General features: G+C 58.0%; 24 protein-coding genes. 18 read left to right on the forward strand and 6 right to left on the reverse strand.

The features are described 5' to 3' along the window. From ilvC to SCD_RS04095, 5 genes are all read left to right on the forward strand, one after another. Positions 1 to 1,017 carry a ketol-acid reductoisomerase gene (ilvC, locus tag SCD_RS04075; protein WP_009206392.1) on the forward strand — a complete coding sequence of 339 codons (1,017 nt, stop codon included), beginning with the start codon at positions 1 to 3 and terminating at the stop codon, positions 1,015 to 1,017. A gap of 101 nt (positions 1,018 to 1,118) precedes the next feature. After that, on the forward strand, positions 1,119 to 1,775 hold the full coding sequence (locus SCD_RS04080; protein ID WP_041673675.1) for a phosphatidylserine decarboxylase: 657 nt from the start codon (positions 1,119 to 1,121) through the stop codon (positions 1,773 to 1,775). An 83-nt stretch (positions 1,776 to 1,858) separates the two neighbouring features. Then, the gene (gene pssA, locus SCD_RS04085) at positions 1,859 to 2,626 is read left to right on the forward strand and encodes a CDP-diacylglycerol--serine O-phosphatidyltransferase (RefSeq protein ID WP_009206390.1); all 768 of its coding nucleotides are present in this window, start codon (positions 1,859 to 1,861) and stop codon (positions 2,624 to 2,626) included. Positions 2,627 to 2,834: 208 nt separating this feature from the next. Beyond that, complete coding sequence (locus tag SCD_RS04090; protein WP_009206389.1) at positions 2,835 to 4,370, forward strand: 2-isopropylmalate synthase; 1,536 nt, start codon at positions 2,835 to 2,837, stop codon at positions 4,368 to 4,370. A 60-nt stretch (positions 4,371 to 4,430) separates the two neighbouring features. Continuing rightward, the gene (locus SCD_RS04095) at positions 4,431 to 4,904 is read left to right on the forward strand and encodes a GNAT family N-acetyltransferase (protein ID WP_009206388.1); all 474 of its coding nucleotides are present in this window, start codon (positions 4,431 to 4,433) and stop codon (positions 4,902 to 4,904) included. A gap of 17 nt (positions 4,905 to 4,921) precedes the next feature. On the opposite strand, the gene SCD_RS04100 is transcribed toward SCD_RS04095, so the two are convergent. Both SCD_RS04100 and SCD_RS04105 read right to left on the reverse strand, forming a co-directional pair. Beyond that, complete coding sequence (locus SCD_RS04100) at positions 4,922 to 5,275, reverse strand: DUF2069 domain-containing protein (protein WP_009206387.1); 354 nt, start codon at positions 5,273 to 5,275, stop codon at positions 4,922 to 4,924. Further along, on the reverse strand, positions 5,272 to 5,976 hold the full coding sequence (locus tag SCD_RS04105; protein WP_009206386.1) for a HugZ family pyridoxamine 5'-phosphate oxidase: 705 nt from the start codon (positions 5,974 to 5,976) through the stop codon (positions 5,272 to 5,274). Before SCD_RS04105 ends, SCD_RS04100 begins: the two co-directional genes overlap by 4 nt. A gap of 99 nt (positions 5,977 to 6,075) precedes the next feature. Here SCD_RS04105 and SCD_RS04110 point away from each other — a divergent pair, with 99 nt between their 5' ends. After that, positions 6,076 to 7,290 (forward strand): YihY family inner membrane protein, encoded by a 1,215-nt coding sequence (locus SCD_RS04110; RefSeq protein ID WP_009206385.1) that lies wholly within the window; start codon positions 6,076 to 6,078, stop codon positions 7,288 to 7,290. On the opposite strand, the gene SCD_RS04115 is transcribed toward SCD_RS04110, so the two are convergent. Beyond that, the gene (locus SCD_RS04115; protein ID WP_009206384.1) at positions 7,277 to 8,836 is read right to left on the reverse strand and encodes a hypothetical protein; all 1,560 of its coding nucleotides are present in this window, start codon (positions 8,834 to 8,836) and stop codon (positions 7,277 to 7,279) included. The two genes, SCD_RS04110 and SCD_RS04115, sit on opposite strands and share 14 nt — an antisense overlap. Positions 8,837 to 9,048: 212 nt before the next feature. Here SCD_RS04115 and SCD_RS04120 point away from each other — a divergent pair, with 212 nt between their 5' ends. Genes SCD_RS04120 through SCD_RS04135 form a run of 4 tightly spaced genes read left to right on the forward strand, consistent with a single transcriptional unit; the run spans position 9,049 to position 12,082 of the window. Continuing rightward, positions 9,049 to 9,504, forward strand: coding sequence for a TlpA disulfide reductase family protein (locus SCD_RS04120; protein WP_009206383.1), 456 nt, complete (start codon positions 9,049 to 9,051; stop codon positions 9,502 to 9,504). Positions 9,505 to 9,516: 12 nt separating this feature from the next. Continuing rightward, positions 9,517 to 10,029 (forward strand): thioredoxin family protein, encoded by a 513-nt coding sequence (locus SCD_RS04125; RefSeq protein WP_021035775.1) that lies wholly within the window; start codon positions 9,517 to 9,519, stop codon positions 10,027 to 10,029. Then, complete coding sequence (locus tag SCD_RS04130; protein ID WP_009206381.1) at positions 10,026 to 11,327, forward strand: TolC family protein; 1,302 nt, start codon at positions 10,026 to 10,028, stop codon at positions 11,325 to 11,327. The genes SCD_RS04125 and SCD_RS04130 overlap by 4 nt, the downstream gene beginning before the upstream one ends. Next, positions 11,324 to 12,082: an efflux RND transporter periplasmic adaptor subunit gene (locus SCD_RS04135; protein WP_009206380.1), complete on the forward strand. Its 759-nt coding sequence runs from the start codon at positions 11,324 to 11,326 to the stop codon at positions 12,080 to 12,082. The genes SCD_RS04130 and SCD_RS04135 overlap by 4 nt, the downstream gene beginning before the upstream one ends. A gap of 16 nt (positions 12,083 to 12,098) precedes the next feature. On the opposite strand, the gene SCD_RS04140 is transcribed toward SCD_RS04135, so the two are convergent. The 3 genes from SCD_RS04140 to yjgA are packed head-to-tail and all read right to left on the reverse strand — an operon-like array spanning position 12,099 to position 13,636. Next, on the reverse strand, positions 12,099 to 12,515 hold the full coding sequence (locus tag SCD_RS04140; RefSeq protein WP_009206379.1) for a bacteriohemerythrin: 417 nt from the start codon (positions 12,513 to 12,515) through the stop codon (positions 12,099 to 12,101). Positions 12,516 to 12,540: 25 nt separating this feature from the next. Then, positions 12,541 to 13,101: a molybdopterin adenylyltransferase gene (mog, locus tag SCD_RS04145; RefSeq protein ID WP_009206378.1), complete on the reverse strand. Its 561-nt coding sequence runs from the start codon at positions 13,099 to 13,101 to the stop codon at positions 12,541 to 12,543. After that, positions 13,094 to 13,636: a ribosome biogenesis factor YjgA gene (gene yjgA / locus SCD_RS04150; protein ID WP_009206377.1), complete on the reverse strand. Its 543-nt coding sequence runs from the start codon at positions 13,634 to 13,636 to the stop codon at positions 13,094 to 13,096. Before yjgA ends, mog begins: the two co-directional genes overlap by 8 nt. Positions 13,637 to 13,754: 118 nt before the next feature. Between yjgA and pmbA the strand changes: the two genes are divergently transcribed. The 8 genes from pmbA to nusB all read left to right on the forward strand — a co-directional run bounded on the left by pmbA (position 13,755) and on the right by nusB (position 20,698). Beyond that, positions 13,755 to 15,095 carry a metalloprotease PmbA gene (gene pmbA / locus SCD_RS04155; RefSeq protein WP_070099582.1) on the forward strand — a complete coding sequence of 447 codons (1,341 nt, stop codon included), beginning with the start codon at positions 13,755 to 13,757 and terminating at the stop codon, positions 15,093 to 15,095. Between the two features lie 73 nt (positions 15,096 to 15,168). Next, on the forward strand, positions 15,169 to 16,419 hold the full coding sequence (gene glyA, locus SCD_RS04160; protein ID WP_009206375.1) for a serine hydroxymethyltransferase: 1,251 nt from the start codon (positions 15,169 to 15,171) through the stop codon (positions 16,417 to 16,419). Between the two features lie 80 nt (positions 16,420 to 16,499). Further along, entirely contained in the window at positions 16,500 to 16,949 is a 450-nt protein-coding gene (nrdR, locus tag SCD_RS04165; RefSeq protein WP_009206374.1) for a transcriptional regulator NrdR, read from the forward strand. 7 nt (positions 16,950 to 16,956) lie between these two features. Then, positions 16,957 to 18,045 carry a bifunctional diaminohydroxyphosphoribosylaminopyrimidine deaminase/5-amino-6-(5-phosphoribosylamino)uracil reductase RibD gene (gene ribD, locus SCD_RS04170; RefSeq protein ID WP_009206373.1) on the forward strand — a complete coding sequence of 363 codons (1,089 nt, stop codon included), beginning with the start codon at positions 16,957 to 16,959 and terminating at the stop codon, positions 18,043 to 18,045. Positions 18,046 to 18,066: 21 nt separating this feature from the next. Continuing rightward, entirely contained in the window at positions 18,067 to 18,657 is a 591-nt protein-coding gene (locus SCD_RS04175) for a riboflavin synthase (RefSeq protein ID WP_009206372.1), read from the forward strand. 10 nt (positions 18,658 to 18,667) lie between these two features. Continuing rightward, positions 18,668 to 19,759, forward strand: coding sequence for a bifunctional 3,4-dihydroxy-2-butanone-4-phosphate synthase/GTP cyclohydrolase II (gene ribBA, locus SCD_RS04180; protein WP_009206371.1), 1,092 nt, complete (start codon positions 18,668 to 18,670; stop codon positions 19,757 to 19,759). Positions 19,760 to 19,775: 16 nt separating this feature from the next. Beyond that, entirely contained in the window at positions 19,776 to 20,243 is a 468-nt protein-coding gene (gene ribH, locus SCD_RS04185) for a 6,7-dimethyl-8-ribityllumazine synthase (protein ID WP_041673315.1), read from the forward strand. After that, complete coding sequence (gene nusB, locus SCD_RS04190; RefSeq protein ID WP_009206369.1) at positions 20,240 to 20,698, forward strand: transcription antitermination factor NusB; 459 nt, start codon at positions 20,240 to 20,242, stop codon at positions 20,696 to 20,698. Before ribH ends, nusB begins: the two co-directional genes overlap by 4 nt. Positions 20,699 to 20,790 lie beyond the last annotated feature (92 nt).

Here is a 20,790-nt window from a genome sequence, read left to right on the forward strand (position 1 = left end):
ATGAAAGTTTATTACGACAAGGACGCCGATCTCTCCATCATCAAGGGCAAGAAAGTGACCATCGTCGGTTACGGCTCCCAAGGCCATGCTCATGCCGCCAACCTGAAGGATTCCGGCGTCAAGGTGACTGTCGGTCTGCGCAAGGGAGGCGCATCCTGGGACAAGGCCAAGAAATCCGGCTTTACGGTGAAAGAAGTCGCCGATGCGGTGAAAGGCGCTGATGTTGTGATGATTCTGGTGCCTGACGAGACTCAGCCTGATGTCTATCGCAATGACATCGAGCCTAACCTAAAGAAAGGTGCAACCCTGGCTTTTGCTCACGGTTTCAATATCCATTACAACCAGATCCAGCCGCGTGCCGATCTCGACATTATCATGATCGCGCCTAAGGGCCCCGGCCACACCGTGCGTTCCGAGTACCTCAAGGGCGGCGGCGTGCCTTCCCTGATCGCCATCTACCAGGATGTATCCAAGAAGGCCAAGAACATCGCCTTGTCCTACGCGGCAGCCAACGGCGGTACCAAGGGTGGTGTGATCGAGACCAATTTCCGTGAAGAAACCGAGACCGATCTGTTCGGCGAGCAGGCCGTGCTGTGCGGCGGTTGCGTAGAGTTGGTCAAGGCCGGCTTCGAAACCCTGACCAATGCCGGCTATGCGCCGGAAATGGCCTATTTCGAGTGCCTGCACGAGCTCAAGTTGATCGTCGATTTGATGTATGAAGGCGGCATCGCCAACATGAATTACTCGATTTCCAACAATGCCGAGTATGGCGAATACGTCACCGGTCCGAAGGTGATCAACGACGAATCTCGCTGGGCGATGCAGGAAGCGCTGAAGAACATTCAGAACGGCGAGTATGCCAAGCGCTTCATCATGGAAGGCAAAACCAACTATCCGGAAATGACTGCGCGGCGTCGTTTGAATGCCGAGCACCAGATCGAGGTAGTGGGCGAGAAACTGCGTTCCATGATGCCGTGGATCGCCAAAAACAAGCTGGTCGATCAGTCCAAAAACTAGTAGGAGTAAGGGGTAAGGAGTTAGGAGTAACAACCCTTTCTCCTCACTCCTTACTCTTCACCCCATCTCTGAATAAAATGTGCATCGGTATCGCTCCCCCAGTGAAAAATTATCCCCACCCTATTATTGCCCGCGAGGGCTGGCCATTTCTGGCTGGCATCGTGGTGATTTCGCTGCTGGTTACGTTCCTTGCTGGCTGGCTGTGGGCGCTGCCACTGTGGATCATCAGCCTGTTTGTGCTGCAGTTTTTCCGCGATCCAGGTCGCAATGTGCCGACGGCACGCAATCTGGTGACCGCCCCTGCCGACGGTCGTATCGTCGCCGTCGAGCGGGTTCAGGATCCTTACCTCAAGCGTGATGCGCAGAAGGTCAGCGTATTCATGAACGTGTTCAACGTTCATTCCAACCGCAGTCCAGTGGATGGTGTGGTGGAGGAAATCTGGTACAACCCCGGAAAATTCATCAATGCCGATCTGAACAAGGCCTCCACGGAAAATGAACGCAATGCTATCTGGCTGCGTTCCGATTGCGGTTACGACATTACCTGTGTCCAGGTGGCCGGGCTGATTGCGCGGCGCATCCTGTGCTATGCCAAGCCGGGCGAGTGGCTTGGGCGCGGCCAGCGTTACGGTTTTATCCGTTTTGGCTCGCGCGTGGACGTGTACTTGCCTTTAACCGCCCAGGTGCGTGTCAGCATCGGTGACAAGGTCCGTGCCGGGGAAACCGTGCTGTCCGAACTGCCGATGAATGTCGGCTGATCAGCTACTATTTGCGCCATGCAGCCCTCTCCTCACTCCTCTCCCGCAAGCGGGAGAGGAGGTAAACGTGAAAGGCGCTTGTTATGAACGAAGACTATAACCTCGACGAACACAAACCCCCTCTGGATGGCCGTTTGCGCCGGCGTGGCATCTACCTTTTGCCCAACATGTTTACTACGGCGGCGCTGTTTTCCGGTTTCTACGCCATCGTCCAGGCCATGAACGGGAATTTCGAGCAGTCAGCGGTGGCGATTTTTATCGCCATGGTGATGGACGGCCTGGACGGTCGAGTTGCGCGGCTTACCCACACCGAGAGCGCGTTCGGGGCGGAATACGATTCGCTTTCCGACATGGTGTCGTTCGGCGTGGCACCCGCCTTGATCGTGTACGTCTGGGCGCTGAAGGACATGGGCAAATTGGGCTGGATCGCTGCTTTTGTCTATTGCGCCGGCGCGGCGCTGCGGCTGGCACGCTTCAACACCCAGCATGAAGTAGCCGACAAGGGTTTTTTCCAGGGTTTGCCCAGCCCCGCTGCTGCGGCTTTGCTGGCCGGGCTGGTGTGGGTGATGAACGTGAACCATATCCGTGGCGCGGATATCCACTGGCTGGTGTGGGGCGTGACTCTGTTTGCCGGGTTGACCATGGTCAGTAACCTGCGTTATTACAGCGGCAAGGACATCAACCTGCGCAAGAGCATACCCTTTGTAGGCATCCTGCTGATCGTGCTGACTTTCATTCTGATTTCTTCCGACCCGCCACATGTCCTGTTTAGTGTTTTTGTACTGTATGCATTGTCTGCTTACGCGGACTGGTTGTGGGGCGTGGTGAGACGGAGAAAGCGGAAAGACTGACCGCTTGCACTCATAAATAAAAGCGTTTATATTTCAGCCATGAACTCCGCCATTCAAGTCTCCTTCGTTTTATATCGGGCCAACCTGCTGGTCGGCCTGCTGCTGCGCCGCAGGCGCTAACCTTACTCCCCCTCACTTGTTTTGAATTGCGAAAATCGATAAACCGATTTTCGTGTTATGAATTATGACTTCTGCGACGGAGCCTGCCATGAAAAGTAAATTAATCATATTCGATACCACCTTGCGCGATGGAGAGCAAAGCCCCGGCGCCTCCATGACCAAAGAGGAGAAGGTGCGCATCGCGCGGCAACTCGAGCGGATGCGCGTGGACGTCATCGAGGCCGGTTTCCCGGCCGCCAGCAACGGTGATTTCGAGTCGGTCAAGGCAGTCGCCGCCAGCATCAAGGACAGTACGGTGTGCGGTCTGGCGCGCGCTCTGGAGCGCGATATTGAGCGTGCCGGCGAGGCGATCAAGCCGGCTGTTTCAGGCCGTATTCACACCTTCATCGCCACCAGTCCGATCCACATGGAGAAGAAGCTGCGCATGAGCCCGGACCAAGTGGTCGAGCAGGCGGTGAAGGCGGTGAAGTGGGCGCGCAAGTGGACCGATAATGTCGAGTTCTCGCCCGAGGACGCCGGCCGCTCCGAGACCGATTTCCTGTGCCGGATACTGGAAGCGGTGATCGAGGCCGGTGCCACGACCCTGAATATTCCCGACACCGTCGGCTATAACCTGCCGCAGCAGTTCGGTAGCCTGATCGCCACCTTGCGCGAGCGCATTCCCAATTCTGACAAGGCGATCTTCTCGGTTCACTGCCACAACGATCTCGGTCTGGCCGTGGCGAACTCCCTCTCTGCGGTTCTGGCCGGGGCGCGTCAGGTGGAATGCACCATCAACGGCCTGGGTGAGCGTGCCGGCAATGCATCTCTCGAGGAAATCGTGATGGCCGTGCGCACTCGCCAGGACATCTTTACTTGCGACACCGGTATCGACACCACTCAGATCGTGCCAGCCAGCCGCCTGGTGTCAGGCATTACCGGCTTCGCGGTGCAGCCCAACAAGGCCATCGTCGGCGCCAATGCCTTCGCCCACGAGTCCGGCATCCATCAGGACGGCGTCCTCAAGCACCGCGAAACCTACGAGATCATGCGTGCGGAGGATGTCGGCTGGAGTGCGAACAAGATGGTGATGGGCAAACATTCCGGCCGTAACGCCTTCCGCAGCCGCCTGGTTGAACTGGGGATCGAACTGGATTCGGAAGAAGCGCTTAACGCCGCCTTCGCCCGCTTCAAGGATCTCGCTGACAAGAAGCATGAAATCTTCGACGAGGATATCCATGCGCTGGTCAGCGACGAGGAACAGGCGATGGTGAAGGAACAGTTCAAACTGGTGTCCCTGCGCGTCTGCTCGGAAACCGGCGAAACGCCCCATGCCCAAGTCACCATCAGCGATGGCGGCAAGGAAAAGCCTGCAGAAGCCGATGGCGGCGGTCCGGTGGACGCCTCTTTCAAGGCGATCGAGGTTATCGTCAAGAGCGGCACGGAACTGTTGCTGTATTCGGTCAACAACATCACCAGCGGTACGGATGCGCAAGGCGAAGTCACGGTGCGACTATCGAAGGGCGGACGTATCGTCAATGGCCAGGGTGCGGATACCGACATCGTGATCGCTTCGGCCAAGGCGTACCTCAACGCACTGAACAAATTGGCAGGAAAGCTGGAGCGGATGAATCCGCAGGTCTAGGTCCGTCGTCGTCAAGTGTACTGGGCCGCTCGAAGCGGCCCGTTTTTTTGGAGAGAGCGTATGGACTTTATCCTTGCCCCCGCATCGGCGAATGATGCAGAAACCGTAGCAGAGCTAACCAAGGAGCTGCTGGAAGAAATTATGGCCATGACTGGTGCGCGGCACTTCTCGGCAGATACAAGCGCACTAGCCACCTTGTGCCGGGAGTTTCTGGCTGGGGAAGACTACGCGGCCTATCTTGCTTGTCATGCCGGAAAAGAAGTGGGTTTCATCACTCTGAGCGAGACGCGCGCACTTTACGCCGGTGGTCGTTTCGGCATCATTCCAGAATGCTATGTTCATCCCGCTTTTCGTGGCAACGGTCTGGGGGCAAAACTTCTTGCGGAGGCACGGGAGCATGCCCGGTCCAGGGGCTGGAAACGACTTGAAGTTACCACGCCGCCATTGCCAGTGTTCGATCGAACACTGCAGTTTTACCAAGCCAACGGTTTCGAGGTGGCGGGCGGGCGCAAACTGAAGTCGGCTATCGAGTGATGGCCCCCGCTTTCCAGTTAGCCCGGACTGTGCTTTCCGGTTCGGTTGGCGTAAAAAATGGTGCTGAAAAAGAACACGACAGCCAGCGCAATTTCCACTCCCGCCAGGGTTCCCGACATTCCTTTGTCGCTCATGGCGCGCACCACGCCTTCAGCGAGGTAAAGCAGGATCAGCATCGAGGCCCACTGGTAGGTGTAGCGTTTGCCGCGCAGAATGCCGGGCAATGGCAGCAGCAGCGGCAGCACTTTGAAGACCAGGCTGGAGCCACCGGGGCGCAGCGGCGCAAGCCACAATTCCCAGGCGAGGCACAGGACGATCAGTGCGATCAGGCTGGCGATGCTTGCATAGTGGAGGGCTGCGGTTCTGTTCATGGGCTGCTTTCTCGTAGCATGCGCAGGAGCGCCGCTTCTGCCTGTTCGGCATTGAGGACGGTGTCCGGGAAATCGAAGCGCAGCAGCTGGCCGTCATCCAGTATGTCGAAGCCATCACAGTCGATCCCCACCAGGGTTGCTTCGCTGGCACTGGTGCCGTAGTAGGTACGGCAGAAGAGCTGCAGGTCGCCGGCCTGGTTGAGATTGAAGCGGATCAGAAGCTCTTCTTCCTGTTGCGCCATTGAGTTTGGCGGCGGCAGGATCTCGGTTGGGGAAATCCACCGCGCCACGCCGAAGCCGCCGATGTAGCGCAGGGTGACGGGCTCGATGCGGTAGAAACTGAAATCCAGTGCGAAATATTGCTCCGCGCTGGGGAAGTAGCGCAGATAGCGCGCTTTGAGCTGCTCTGTTGTTTCCACGCGTACCGCTTTGCCGACCAGCGTGAGCCGCTCTCCAGCCTGGATGTCGATGGATTGTTCATGCACCAGGAAACTGGCACGCGCGTCCTGCTCAATGTTGCGGGTGTGTTCCGCTAGTTGGCTGATCAGGAACAACGGTCTGGCTTCATGATCGGTCAGGGTGGATACCGCAGACCCGAACGGGTAGCCGCCGAGTTTGTGGGAAAGTGTGGAAAGCAGGCCGATATGTTCTGCACGCAGCAACTTGCGCGCCTGTTTCCAGAGGATTTCCGGGGCGGTCATAAAACGGTTTTCGATGTGCCGGACGAGCCGTTAGGGTGGCAAAAAACCGGTATTTGATTCATAGTGAAAGTCTCCATTTTTAATATGATAACGCAATTCATGTCCCAGAACTTTTCTCGTGTCATCCCATTTCTGCGCCTGGTGCGGCGCCGTTTCAAGGAAGATCGTTGTGCCCAGTTCGCCGCAAGCCTGACCTACACCACGCTGCTGGCACTGGTGCCGATAGTCACTATCGCGCTGACAGTGTTGTCCGCTTTTCCGGTGTTTACCGACCTGATGACCCAGCTCAAGGCGTTTATCCTCAATAATTTCTTGCCGATATCGGCAGGTAAGATCATCTCGGTGTACATGCAGCAATTTTCTCAGAAGGCGGCACACCTGACCGCGCTGGGCATCGGGTTGCTGACAGTGACCGCATTCGTGCTGATGCTGACCATCGATCACGCCTTCGATGTGATATGGCGCGTGCGCCAGAAGCGTCCGTTGCTGCGCCGCTTCCTGATCTACTGGGCGGCGCTGACGCTCGGGCCGCTGCTGATCGGGGTCAGCCTGTCTCTGACTTCCTACCTGGTCAGCCTTCCTCTCGGGCTGGCGAAAGGCGTGCCGGTAGTCGGTATTGTGACCCTGAAGGTGGTGACAGTGACGCTGACTATCTTGGCATTCGCGCTGCTCTACAGGATGGTTCCCAGCCGTCCTGTTTTGCCCTTTCATGCCTTGGTCGGCGGAGTGGTAGCGGGGATTGCTTTCGAGCTGATGAAGAAGGTGTTTGCGCTTTACGTTACTCACTTTCCCACCTATACCCTGGTGTACGGTGCATTCGCCAGTGTTCCGCTTTTCCTGATCTGGATTTATCTGTCCTGGCTGGTTGTGCTGTCCGGGGCGGTGATCACCGCCGCGCTTCCTTATTGGAATACGTTCATCCGGCCAGGTGCAAAGACTGCCGGACGGGAGTTTTTCGCCGCGCTGGATGTTCTCAATGTAATTTACCAAGCATATCAGGCTGGTGAAACGCTCGGCCTGCAGCGCCTGCTGCATAGATCGAATTTGGGGTTGGAAGAGCTCGAGGGTGTTCTCGACCGGCTGAATGAGGTGAACTGGGTGGGTAGCGTGGAGGGTGGCGGTTGGATCTTGACCAGAAGTGCGGAGGCGATCAGGCTCGCCGATGTTTACCGCGTTTTCGTGTTCGATCCGGTCCTGGACAGATCGGCGCCGGGTATTATTGAGACGCGCGCAGATATTCTGCTGAAGGGCCTGACGGACCGTCTGGACGAGACTTTGAGCCTGACCTTGAAGGAGTTGTTCAGCCCCGGCTGAACTCGAATCTTTCGTAGCCCGCAGTTTGTTCCACCAGCTTGACAGCGCGGATGGCCTGGGTGGTATGGCCATCGAGCTCGAGCAGCAACTCGCGCTGCGGGCCGAAGGTTCCGCGAGGTGCGATCAGGGTTTCCGGCTGCCTGAGCATGAGGATTTCCGGCAACAGCAGGGCGGCCTGAAAAGTTTCCGCCGGGCTGGCAATGGAAGGTTTGATTCTGGCGGGCTCGGCCTTGGGTGCGATAAGCTGTGTACCGATTTCAAGCTGGTCGGCCTTGTCGCTTTTTACCCAGCGTACGGCACCGACATTCCATTGGTTCGCTTCATCCGCTTTTAACCCGATCACATCGCCTGGGCGAATCTGGGGCAGGGACTCGAAAGTGCCACACAATGCAAGGCCGCCGGCACCTTCATTGATGACTAGCCACCTGCTCGAGATGAAGCGTTGATTATTGGCTGTCTGGATAGACGTAAGATCGGTGCTTGCGCCGGACTCGCGCCCGCCAAGGAAGTGATGGAGGGACGGCAAACCGATGCAGACCTGGGTGCTGGAAATGTTCTGGGTCCGGTTGAATACCCGTTTCGGCGCCGCTGACCAGTTCTTGAGTAAGCTTTTTAGCAGGTCTCGGTAACTGGTTTCCTTGGCGACAAAGGGCAGTTGCATGTTTTTCGGCAATTCCCCATCGTTCAGTCTTGCGATGTGGTGATGTAGCGCATGCACCAATTCCAGTGTGTTGAGCAGGATGTCGCTGCGGTTGTCCACCTCATTCAGATCCTGTGGCAAGGGCTTGGGGGGCTTGTCACTGTGGGTCTCTGCCAGAAACAGGCCAATTGAGTTGCCGGTATGTGCAAATGCCTGAAGTTGTGCGAGACCACCGAACGCCGTCAGGTAGTTCTGGATCCATGCGACTTCGCCGGGGCTCAGGTGGTAAGGATTCGACAGTGCGAGCAGCAGGGTTTGCTTGTAAACCAGATTGCTACTGCTTTCGCTTTCTTCGTCGGTAATGGTTTCGTTGGCGATATCCTGCTCGATGGCGAAGCGGAAAATCTGGTGGATCTCGAACCAGATACCGGCGGGGGCGGGGGCATAGGTCTGGTAGCAGATCATCAGTATCCGGCTCAAGGCGGACATGGCGCGCTGCGCAGCAGTCACCGCAATTTTTCCCTTACCCAGGGTAATGCGCGCGTTCTGGTAATCGAGCAGGATGATCTTGTAGCCGTTAGCGAGCTCCATCAGGAGTTGGCGCGCCTGTTCGGCCATTTGCCGGTTTTTTCCTGGCTGCGGCAGACGGGTGGCAACATACTGCTCTTCCATGGCGGGCAGTAGTTTGAAGATCACGCTACGATATAATTCGAGCAACTTCAGGCGCGTTTCCATGGCGACTTTTTGTCGATTCATTGCGCCGATTTCGTCATCCAGGGTGCGGCAAACATCGGAAAGGTTGGTGAGGGGGAGGTCGTCCAGCCACTCTTTAAGATGTTTCGGGCGTGTTTCCACGGTCAGGTCTTCGACCGGATCGATTGCGGGTACGGTCAGCGTTAGCGACATGGTGGGTATCCCCTAGCAAGAAGGTGTTTTATCCGGTAAATTCTAGAAACAATTGGGTATTTTGTAAAATAAATCCATTATTCTGGGATCATACAGCAATGTAGATGCTGACGTAGCGGGGGGTGGCACAACTCGTGATGATGGTAAAGGCTGTTTGAGTGCGTCCGGTGGTGCAGAGAAAGGCGCAAAGCCTTATGGAAAGGAATGTATCAATGAAGCGTGTGTGTTTTGGATTTATTTTGGTAATTTTCAGCTCGGCTGTGGCAGCGGCTGATTTTTCATTCAGGGATATCGTCGGCAAGCAGCATAATTTGGCCGACTACCGCGGCAAGTGGGTGCTGGTCAATTTCTGGGCAACCTGGTGCCCTCCCTGTTTGAAAGAGATTCCAGACCTGATGGCTTTGCACAACGAGCACAAGGACAAGGACCTGGTGGTGATCGGTATCGCCACGGATTATAACAGCCCGAAGCTGGTTATCGATTTCGCCAAAGAACACCGGATTTCCTATCCGGTCGTGTTGGGTAACGATGCCATCGTGGCGCAGATCGGTCGGCTGGAAGGGCTGCCGATGACCTATATGTTTAATCCGCAGGGCAAGATGGTGGCGTACAACGTGGGTGCGTTGACGCAAAAGGCGGTTGAAGACTATATTCGTTCAAAGAAATAATCGGGGGTGCCCATGTTGAAAAAATTTCTCGTTATATTGCTGTTGTTATTTGCCGGATCCGGAATGGCGGAAACTCGTGACGTTCAGGGTTTCTTTGACCAGAACCTGGGGGACTTCAAGACCGAACTTGCGACCGCGCGTAAAGAGGGAAAAATTGGCATTCTGCTGATGTATGAGCTGGAGGATTGCCCCTTCTGCCACCGCATGAAGGGAACCATCCTCAACCAGTCCGAAGTGCAGGATTATTACCGCAAGCACTTCATCATCTTCAGTGTCGACATCAACGGTGATAACCCCCTGGTGGACTTTTCCGGCAAGGAAACCACCGAGAAAAAGTTTGCCGCCGAGCAGCGTGTGCGTGCCACTCCGGTATTCGGCTTTTACGATCTTGATGGCAAACCGATGACCCGATACACAGGGGCATCCAAGGATGAGAAGGAGTTCATGTTGCTGGGGCGCTATGTGGCCGAGGGTATCTGGAAAACCATGCCGTTTGCCAAGTACAAGCAGCAAGCCGCGAAATGATTTTCCCCCGCATCGGGATCGCGCTGGTCTTGATGGTCTGGCTGGTGCCGCATGGCTGGTCTGCACCTGCCGGCAAGCGACTCACGCTTAACGAAGCGTTGGCGGCGGCGGCAGCCGCCCATCCCGACCTGCGGCTTGCCGAGGCCGACCGGGCCGCCGCACTGGCCGAGCAGGAAGCGGCAGCCGCGCGCAGCGATCTTTCCGTCAGTGTCGAGGCCGGCTTGCGTCAGGCACGGCCTTCTTCTGGTCCAGACGCCAGCCTTTCCGACAATTCCATTCGGCTGAACGCCCGCAAGAACCTGTACGATTTTGGCCGTACCGCCTTGTACGAACAGGCTGCCAAGTCGACGGTGGATGCACGTGAAGCCGGCCTGCTGGAGGCGCGCGAGCGGCGTCGGATCGAAGTGATGGCCCGATTTTTTAGCGTCCTGGCGGCGGACATGCAGTTTGTTGCCGATAATGAATTCATGGCGGTGGCCTACGTCAGTGTCGATAATGCCAGGGATCGCCTCAAGGTCGGCCAGATATCCGCTACGGAACTGGCGGAACTGGAGTCCCGCTACCAGGATATTCTGGTCAGGCGCAACGCCAGTCAGGCTCGCTCCCGCCTCGCCAGGGCACAGCTGGCCAATGCCATGAACCAGCCCGGACAGCTTGCAGCCGAGCTGGAAGACCCGAAATTGACCGCCAATAACAGCGCCCTGCCGGATTACGAGGCCCTGCTGCCCATCATGCAGGAAAACAACCCCCGGCTACGCACCCAATTAGCCCTGCTCGAAGCATCGAGTCAGCGCATGGAAGCCTTGCGCGCGGAAAATTCCCCAAGTCTGGATGCCGAGGTCGAGGCTGCCGGCTATAGTCGGGAAACGGCTACCCGTGACAACTTGCGTGCCGGCGTAGTGCTGACTTGGCCGGTGTACCAGGGCCGGCGCGTGTCGGCGCAATTGGCGCGGGAACAGGCGCAGTTTCACAAACTCCAGGCCGATGCCGACAAGCTCAGGATGGATCTGGCCGAGGCTCTGCTGGAAGTGTGGGCTGAGGTCGATCAGTTGCAGCGCAGTGTGCGCGCGGCAGCCCGGAAGCAGGTCGATTATCGTGATCTGGCCCTGGAGAGGGCGCGCGGACAATATGAAGTGGAACTGAAAACCAACCTGGGGGATGCCATGGCGGCGACGATGGAGGCCAAGCTGCGCGAGCGTCGCACCGAGTACCAGCTGGCGCTGGCAATCGCGCGGGTCAAGGCGCTGCTGGGCAAGCCGCTGGAAAGTATAGCCAAAGAAGAAGGGCGAACGAAATGACGAAATGGATTGTGGCGGGCATGCTGTTGGCGGTGGCTAGCGCTGCCGGGGCGGAGAGTTTTCCCGCGACCTTGCAGTGGTCGCAACGGGTAGAACTGTCTCCGCGAGTGTCTGGCATTGTGCGTGAGGTTGGAGTGAATGCCGGCGATCGGGTGCAAAAAGGGCGCTCGCTCCTGTCTCTCGACGCTGCGCCTTATCTGGCGCGGGTGGCCGAGAGCAGAGCCACGGTCACTAGTTTTAAGGAGGAAACGGCGGAGGCTCAGCGCGATCTGGTACGTACCCAGGAGCTTTATGACCGGACCGTGATTTCCACCACCGAACTGGATCAGGCCAGGTTGCGTCAAGCCCGAGCCAAAGCCCAGCTGGATGGCGCCCAGGCACGGCTGGCGCGGGAACGCCAGGATCTGACGGATAGCGCATTGCGTGCCCCCTTCGACGCGGTCGTGGTGGCGCGTCTGGTGGAGCCGGGGCAGAACGTGGCAGTCGGGCTTCAGCCCCAGCCATTGCTGGTGCTGGCGAAGGCGGGCGAGATGGTGGCGCGCTTCAAGGTATCCGCCGACCGGATCGGCAGCCTCAAGACCGGACAGGCGGTAACGGTCGCTGTCGGCAGGCAGGACTACCCGGCCACCCTTAAAAACCTCGGCCTGGAGCCGGTCAAGGACAAAGACGGGGCAGTCTACGAGGTGGATGCGGTGTTCGCGGTTAAGGAGTTACTGCGCGCCGGAGTAGCGGCGGTGGTGAAACTGCCCGAGTAATTTTTAACAATGCTTGCTAACGTATTCCCTTGTCCGCAAGGAACTCGCCGATTTCTCTGTCAGACTGCAGGATGTGCAGTTCCGCCCAATCGGTGAGGAAGGCCAGGACCAGTGCTGCCTTGGCCGGGTTGGGGGTGCGCAGAGCGTTTCTGAGATTGTCCATTTTCTGAAGCAGGCCGAGATGTTCCGCGATGTGCTCTTCCATGCCAGGGAAGCCATATTCCGTCATGAGCCTTTCCTCAAGGGCGAAATGCTCGTAGGCGAAAAGGACCAGGTCATCCATCATTTCCTGCACTATATCGTACCGGCTGCCTTGGTCGACCGTGTCGGCGATCAGGTTGACCCGCTCGATGATCTCGCGGTGCTGGTTGTCAATGGCCGTGATGCCGACACGGTGGAGGCTTTCGTTCCAGATCAGATGGTGTTTGCTCATGATGGTTTGTCAGCCTCGATTACCTCTACGGTGCTTTGGTCCGGATGGCGGACTTGGGGCGGAAGGCCTTGATCACTTCTTCCCGGGTTTCCAGGTAGGGCCCGCCGATCAGGTCGATGCAGTAAGGCACGGCGGCAAACACGCCATCGAGGGTTTCCTTGATCGCCTTGGGTTGTCCGGGCAGGTTGATGATCAGGCATTGCTTGCGGATAACGCCAACCTGGCGGGAGAGGATGGCGGTGGGTACGTACTTCAGGCTGACGGCGCGCATATGCTCGCCGAAGCCGGGCAGCACCTTGTCCGCTACAGCCAGCGTCGCCTCAGGTGTGACGTCGCGCGGCGCCGGACCGGTGCCGCCGGTGGTGAGTATCAGGCAGCAGCCTTCTTCATCCGCCAGTTGACGCAGCGCAGCTTCGATTTGCGCCTGTTCGTCCGGGATCATGCGGGTAATGGCACGCCACGGCGTGGCCAGCGCGTTGGCTAGCCAGTCGTTGAGCGCCGGGATGCCCTGGTCTGCGTAAACGCCTTGTGAAGCGCGGTCGCTGATAGTGACCAGACCGATCAGCGCTGGCGGTTTGTTATTCATCTTGCTCCGGTTCGGTGCCTTTTTCTTCGAGGATCATTTCGCGCAGCAACTTGAACAGGGCGCGACTGCTCTTGGGCGGCTTGCCGGTCGCAGCCTCTTTCTGTGCATTGCGGATCAGGGTGCGAATCTGCTGGATGTCGGCCCGCGCATATTCCACCACCAGCTCGCTCAAGGCGTGCTCTTCAGTTAGCAGGCGCTCACGCCAGCGCTCCAGCAGGTGAAATTTGGCTGCCTGGACGCGCGTGACATTGTTCCACTCGTCCAACTGGGCCTGGATCGGCTCCGCATCCACCGTGCGCATCAATTTGCCGAGGTATTGCATCTGGCGGCGGCGCGGTTCGTGGCGGGTCAGGCGTTTGGCTTCGATAATAGCGTCCAGCAGGTTATCGGGTAGATTCAACTGTGCCAGCCGGTCCTTGTTCAGACTTACCAGTTCCTCGCCGATATCCTGCAATGCATGCATTTCTTGCTTGCGTTTGGTTTTGCTCGGGGGTTCCGGCAGGTCGTCAGGTGCGTCGAGTTCTAAATCAGCCATGGTTTCGCAAATGGAATCAAAGTTGCTATGATAACCTTTTTAATGAGGTATTCAGCAAGATAGAGCCGGCTTGTGATTGTTTCCGGGTCTTGCCGTTGCTGAAATTTTTGAGGTGCACGTGCCAGATTCCCGTTTTTCCCATTCTATTGAAACCCTGAGCCAGATCACCCGCGACATTTTGAGTCAGTCGAAGCTGGCCGGCGCTACGGCCTGCGAGGCGGAAGTCTCCCAAGGCTTCGGCCAGAACGTCTCGGTGCGTCGCGGCGAGGTTGAAACTATTGAATATAACCGCGACAAGGGCTTGGGGGTAACGGTTTACTTCGGTGATAAGCGTGGCCATGCCAGCACTTCCGACCTGTCGCCCCAGGCGATCAAGGATACCGTCGCTGCGGCGGTGAGCATCGCCCGATACACCGCCAGCGACGAATTCGCCGGCCTTGCCGATGAAAACCTGCTGGCCAGGGAGATCCCCGATCTCAGTCTTTATCACCCGTGGGATTTGTCGGTGGAACAGGCGATCGAGCAGGCAAAAACCTGTGAGGCTGCTGCGTTCGCGGTGGACAAGCGCATTGATAATTCCGAGGGCGCCTCGGTCTCCACTCAGGAGTCGCTGTTCATGTACGGAAACAGTCTGGGTTTCCTCGCCGGTTACCCTTCCTCGCGCCATGACATCAGTTGCGCGGTGATCGCCGAAGATGATGGAGGAATGCAACGGGATTACTGGTACAGCTCGCGGCGCGATGCGACTGACCTGGAAACCGCCGCAGTCGTAGGCAGGAAAGCCGGCGAGCGCACCGTGCGCCGCCTCGCTGCGCGCAAGATCAAGACCACCGAATGTCCGGTGCTGTTCGAAGCGCCGATTGCTTCCGGTTTGATCGGTCACCTGGTCGGCGCTGTCAGCGGCGGTAGCCTGTACCGAAAATCCTCTTTCCTGCTGGATAGTCTGGGTCAGCAAGTTTTTGCGCCGTTCGTCCAGATTCGCGAGCTGCCGCATATTCTCAAAGGGCTGGCGAGCAGCCCCTTCGACAATGAAGGCGTCGCCACTCGCGAGCGCGACCTGATCAAGGATGGCGTGCTGCAAGGATATTTTCTCGGCAGCTACTCGGCGCGCAAGTTGGGCATGACTTCCACCGGTAATGCAGGCGGCAACCACAACCTGATTATCGAGAGCAGCGGACAGGATTTTGAAGGCTTATTGAAAATGATGGGTAAGGGCCTGGTCGTGACGGAGCTGCTCGGCCATGGCATCAACCCGGTGACCGGTGATTATTCTCGCGGCGCCGCTGGTTACTGGGTGGAGAACGGTGAAATCCAGTACCCGGTGGAGGAAATCACCATTGCCGGCAATCTCAAGGACATGTTCAAACAGATTACGGCGGTCGGCAGCGACATCCTGGTTCAGGGCTCGAAGCAGTGCGGTTCGGTGCTAATCGAGCGGATGACGGTGGCGGGGGACTGAGTCCGCGGGGTTTTACTCAGGATTGTTCTGATCGTGGTAAAATCGCCGTTTTGCTTTTTGGAAAGAGCCCGTTATGTTTAGCGCAGAACAGACCATCGCCAAGTTCGATCCCGAGTTGTGGAAGGCAATGCAGGATGAAAACCGTCGTCAGGAAGACCACATTGAGCTGATCGCCTCGGAAAACTATACCAGCCCGGCGGTGATGGAAGCGCAGGGCTCGCAACTGACCAATAAATACGCCGAAGGCTATCCCGGCAAGCGCTATTACGGTGGCTGCGAGTACGTGGATGTGGCCGAACAGCTGGCGATCGACCGGGTCAAGGCCCTGTTCGGCGCGGAATATGCCAACGTCCAGCCGCACTCCGGTTCCCAGGCCAACCAGGCGGTATACATGGCGGTGCTGAAGCCTGGCGACACTATTTTGGGCATGTCGCTGGCTCATGGCGGTCACCTCACCCACGGTGCTTCGGTGAATCTTTCCGGCAAACTCTTCAATGCAATCACCTACGGCCTGGACCCCAAAACCGAAGCGATTGATTACGACGAAGTGGAGCGCCTGGCTCTGGAGCACAAGCCGAAAATGATCGTAGCCGGTGCTTCAGCTTATTCTCTGATCATCGACTGGAAACGCTTCCGCAAGATCGCCGACATGGTTGGTGCCTATCTGTTTGTCGATATGGCGCATTACGCCGGTCTGGTCGCTGCGGGCCTGTACCCCAACCCGGTCGGGATCGCAGATTTTGTGACCAGCACTACCCACAAGACCCTGCGTGGCCCGCGCGGCGGCATCATCCTGTCCTCCTTGCAGCACGAGAAGGCGCTGAACTCGGCGATTTTTCCCAGTATCCAGGGCGGCCCGCTGATGCACGTGATTGCCGCCAAGGCGGTCGCGTTCAAGGAAGCGGCGACGAAAGAATTCAAGCACTACCAGGAGCAGGTGATCGAAAACGCTATCGTGATGGCCAAGGTGCTGCAGGAGCGTGGTTTGCGCATCGTTTCCGGGCGCACCGAATCGCATGTGTTCCTGGTTGACCTGCGCGCCAAGAACCTGACCGGCAAAGAAGCCGAAGCGGCGCTGGGCCTCGCTCACATCACTGTGAACAAAAATGCCATCCCGAACGACCCGCAGAAACCCTTCGTCACCAGCGGCATCCGCATCGGCACGCCGGCGATGACCACGCGTGGTTTCAAGGAAATCGAAGCGGAGCACCTCGCCAACCTGATCGCCGACGTTCTCGACGCACCCACCGACGAGGTTGTCATCAGCCGCGTGGCGAATGAGGCCAAGGCGATGTGCGCGAAGTTCCCCGTTTACGGAAAGTGAGGAGTAAGGAGTGAGGAGTGTGGAGTTTGCCATGGGGCGGTTTTGCTCCTGACTCCTCACACTTCACTCCTCACTAAAAAATGAAATGCCCTTTTTGTGGTGCCATCGACACCCAAGTGATAGATTCTCGCGTCAACGAGGAAGGGGACAGCATACGTCGTCGTCGTCGCTGCCCGTCTTGCGACAAGCGTTTCACCACTTACGAAACGGCCGAGCTGCGCATGCCGCAGGTGGTCAAGCAGAATGGTACCCGCGAGGAATTTGACCGCGCCAAGGTGCGCACCAGCTTCATGCGCGCGCTGCACAAGCGCCCGGTGCCGACCGAATTCGTGGATCAGGCCATCGAGCGCATCGCGCAAAAGGTGTTGGGTCTGGGTGACCGTGAGGTGCCATCCCGTCAGATGGGCGAAATGGTGATGCACGAGTTGTACAAACTCGACAAGGTAGCCTATATCCGCTTCGCCTCGGTCTATCGCAGCTTCCAGGATGTGGATGATTTCCGCGACGTCATCCGGGATCTGGATAAGTAAGCGTCCCATGTTTTCATCTATTGATTATGAGTACATGGCTCAGGCGCTGCGTCTGGCCGAGAAGGGTTTATACACCACCACGCCGAATCCGCGTGTCGGCTGTGTGATCGTACGCGACGGCAAGGTGGTCGGTTCTGGCTGGCATGCGCGTGCCGGTGAGCCCCATGCCGAGATCAATGCGCTTATGCAGGCAGGTGATCTGGCGCAGGGTGCAACGGTCTATGTCACACTCGAACCATGCAGCCACCATGGCCGCACGCCGCCGTGTGCCGGAGCCCTGATTCAGGCTGGTGTGGGCCGCGTAGTGGTGGCGATGGTCGATCCGAATCCACAGGTGGAGGGAGAAGGGATTACTCAACTGCAACAGGCGGGTATCCAGACTGACATTGGCCTGCTGGAGAAGGAGGCGCACGACCTCAATATTGGTTTTGTTTCCCGTATGACCAGCGGCCGGCCATGGCTGCGGCTGAAAATCGCCGCCAGTCTGGATGGCAAGACCGCGCTCAACAATGGGGTCAGCCAGTGGATCACCGGCGCGGATGCACGACGTGATGCGCACCGGTTGCGCGCCCGTTCCTGTGCGGTTCTGACCGGCATCGGCACGGTGCTGGCGGACGACCCGATGCTCAATGTGCGCGAGGTGGAAACACCGCGTCAGCCGCTCAGAGTGGTGGTGGACAGTACTTTGAAGATGCCTCCCTCGGCGAAAATGCTGCTGGAGGAAGAAATATTGGTGGTGACAGCGAGCGGCGACCACGGCAAGGCCGAAAACTTGCGCAAAGCCGGTGCCGAAGTGCTGGTGCTGCCGCCGCTGGATGGCCGGGTTGATCTGGCGAGGATGCTGGATGAACTGGGCAAGCGCGGCATCAATGAAATTACGGTGGAAGCCGGGCGCGGTCTGAACGGTGCGCTGGTGCGGCTGGGCCTGGTGGACGAATTCGTGATTTATTTCGCGCCGCTGTTGTTGGGCGACCGGGCTCGTGGCATGTTCGACCTGCCTGAATTGGTTGAGATGGGAGAGAGGCGTGAACTGCGCATTGCCGACGTGGGAATGGTGGGCAGGGATGTGCGCATCCGTGCTCTGCCAGTGGAATAATAAATTAAGGATTAAGTGACAATGTTTACCGGGATTATCGAAGCGGTGGGTCAGATCAAGCAGGTCGAACAGCGCGACCAAGGTGTGCGCCTGACCATCGCATCCGACCGGCTGGATTTCAGCGATGTTGCCGTCGGCGACAGCATCGCCGCCAACGGCGTGTGCCTCACCGTGGTTTCTCTGGCCGGCAGCGCCTACACCGTAGACGTATCGCAGGAAAGCCTGAATTGCACCGTGGGCCTGGGCGAGCCCGGCGAGGTTAACCTGGAAAAGGCGATGCGCCTGTCCGACCGGCTTGGCGGACACCTCGTCAGCGGTCACGTGGATGGCGTCGGCGAGGTGGTGAAATTCGAGCCGGTGGGGGAGAGCCATTTGCTGCGAATTCGAGCCCCCAGGGAACTTGCGCGCTTTATCGCGACGAAGGGTTCTATCACCATCAATGGCGTCAGTCTGACCGTTAACGAAGTGAGTGATGTCGAGTTCACCATTAACCTCATTCCGCATACCGTGGAAGTAACCACGCTAAAGTATCTAAAACCCGGCACCAGGGTCAATCTGGAAGTGGACATGCTGGCGCGTTACGTAGATCGCCTGCTGCACCCGAATAACTAAGGAAAAATTCATGACAATCAGTTCAACCCAGGAAATCATCGCCGACTTCAAGGCCGGAAAAATGGTCGTCCTGGTGGATGAAGAGGACCGCGAGAACGAGGGAGACCTGGTGCTGGCGGCGGAATTCGTCACGCCCGAAGCGATCAACTTCATGGCCAAGCATGGCCGTGGATTAGTCTGCCTGACGCTGACCGAGGAGCGCTGTCGTCTGCTCAATCTGCCGTTGATGGTGTCGGCAAACCAGCTGGCGCTGGGTACCAACTTCACCGTTTCGATCGAGGCGGCGGAAGGGGTGACCACCGGTATCTCTGCGGCCGACCGAGCCAAGACTATCCTCGCGGCAGTGAAGAAGGACGCCAAAGCGTCCGATATCGTTCAGCCTGGCCATATCTTTCCGCTCAAGGCGCAGAAGGGCGGCGTACTGGTGCGCGCTGGCCATACCGAGGCAGGTTGCGACCTGGCCCAGCTGGCAGGACTGGAGCCAGCGGCAGTGATTTGCGAAATCCTCAAGGAAGACGGCGAGATGGCGCGTTTGCCGGACTTGCTCGAATACGCCAAACATCACGATCTCAAGATCGGTACCATCGCGGACCTGATCCACTACCGCAGCCAGACCGAGAGCTTGGTGGAGCGGGTTTCCGAGCGCGCCGTTGCAACCTGCTACGGCGAATTCAAATTGATCGCCTATCTGGACAAGACCGCCAACGAGGCGCACCTTGCCTTGGTGAAGGGTGAGATCAAGGCCGGCGAGGAGGTGCTGGTGCGGGTGCACGAGCCGTTGTCGACGCTGGATTTTCTCGATGTGACCAGCCTCGAACACACCTTCAGTGTGCATGAGGCAATGAAGGCCGTCGCTGAGGCGGGCAGCGGCGTGATTGTTCTGCTGCGCCGCCCGGAAACTTCCGCGGATCTGCTCGAGCGGATTCAGCGCACCCAGCCGAAGGCACCCGCCAAGGTTGATTTGCGCAATTACGGCATCGGCGCGCAAATTTTGCGCGACCTGAACGTCACCAAGATGCGCCTGCTGGCTACGCCGCGCAAGATGCCGAGCATGACCGGCTTCGATCTGGAAGTGACAGGCTACGTCGCGCCGAAGAAATAAACCTAGAGGAATGAACATGGAAAAGTGTGACAACTACGTAGAAATAGAGAAAAATTTGTCGGGTGTAGGGTTGCATATCGGCATCGTGATGAGCCGCTTCAACATCGACGTGTGCGAGGGGTTGCTGTCCGCCTGCGCCTGCACCCTGCGGAAACATGGCGTGGCTGATGGCGACATCACGCTGGCGAGCGTGCCGGGCGCATTGGAGATTCCGTTGGTGCTGCAAAAAATGGCCAAGAGCGGCAAGTTCGACGCGCTGATCGCGCTCGGCGCGGTAATTCGAGGCGAAACTTACCATTTCGAACTGGTCGCCAACGAGTCCGGCAACGGCGTGACCCGCGTTGCGCTGGATAGCGGCATGCCGATCGCCAACGCCATCCTCACCACCGAGGACGACGACCAGGCGCTGGCCAGGATGTCCGAAAAAGGATCGGAAGCGGCCCTGGCCGCAATCGAGATGGCCAACCTGCTGAAGCAACTATGAGCAGCGAAAAAAGAGCCAGCAAGGCACCGAAAAAAAGCCGGCGCAAGGCGCGGGAATTTGGAGTGCAGGGCCTGTACCAGTGGAAACTGACGGGTGGTGATGCCAATACCATCCTGAGCCAGCTGCGTGAGGAAAAGGAATACCCGAATATTGATGAAGAGCACCTTACAGTCTTGGTGCGCGGGGTGATTGCTCAGGCGCAGGAGCTGGATGTGCTGATCACGCCCTACCTCGATCGTCCTGCCGGAGATCTGAGCCCGGTGGAACATGCCATCCTGCTTCTGGCTGCCTACGAAATGAAGCATCACCCGGAAATTCCCTACCGCGTCGTGATCAACGAGGCAGTCGAACTGGCCAAGACCTACGGCGGCACGGATGGCCACAAGTTCGTCAACGGCGTGCTGGATAAACTCGCCGCGCAGGTGCGGGCGGTGGAGGTCAAGGGCGGACGGTGAGTCGTAAGGCGAGGGAAGGGATGTAAATGAATACAGCTAGTACCGCAATCGAGCAACGGCGATGGTTTTCCCCCCTCACGCTTCACCCCTTA

Origin of the sequence: Sulfuricella denitrificans skB26, from assembly GCF_000297055.2 — a bacterium.
In the GTDB taxonomy this organism is placed as follows: domain Bacteria; phylum Pseudomonadota; class Gammaproteobacteria; order Burkholderiales; family Sulfuricellaceae; genus Sulfuricella; species Sulfuricella denitrificans.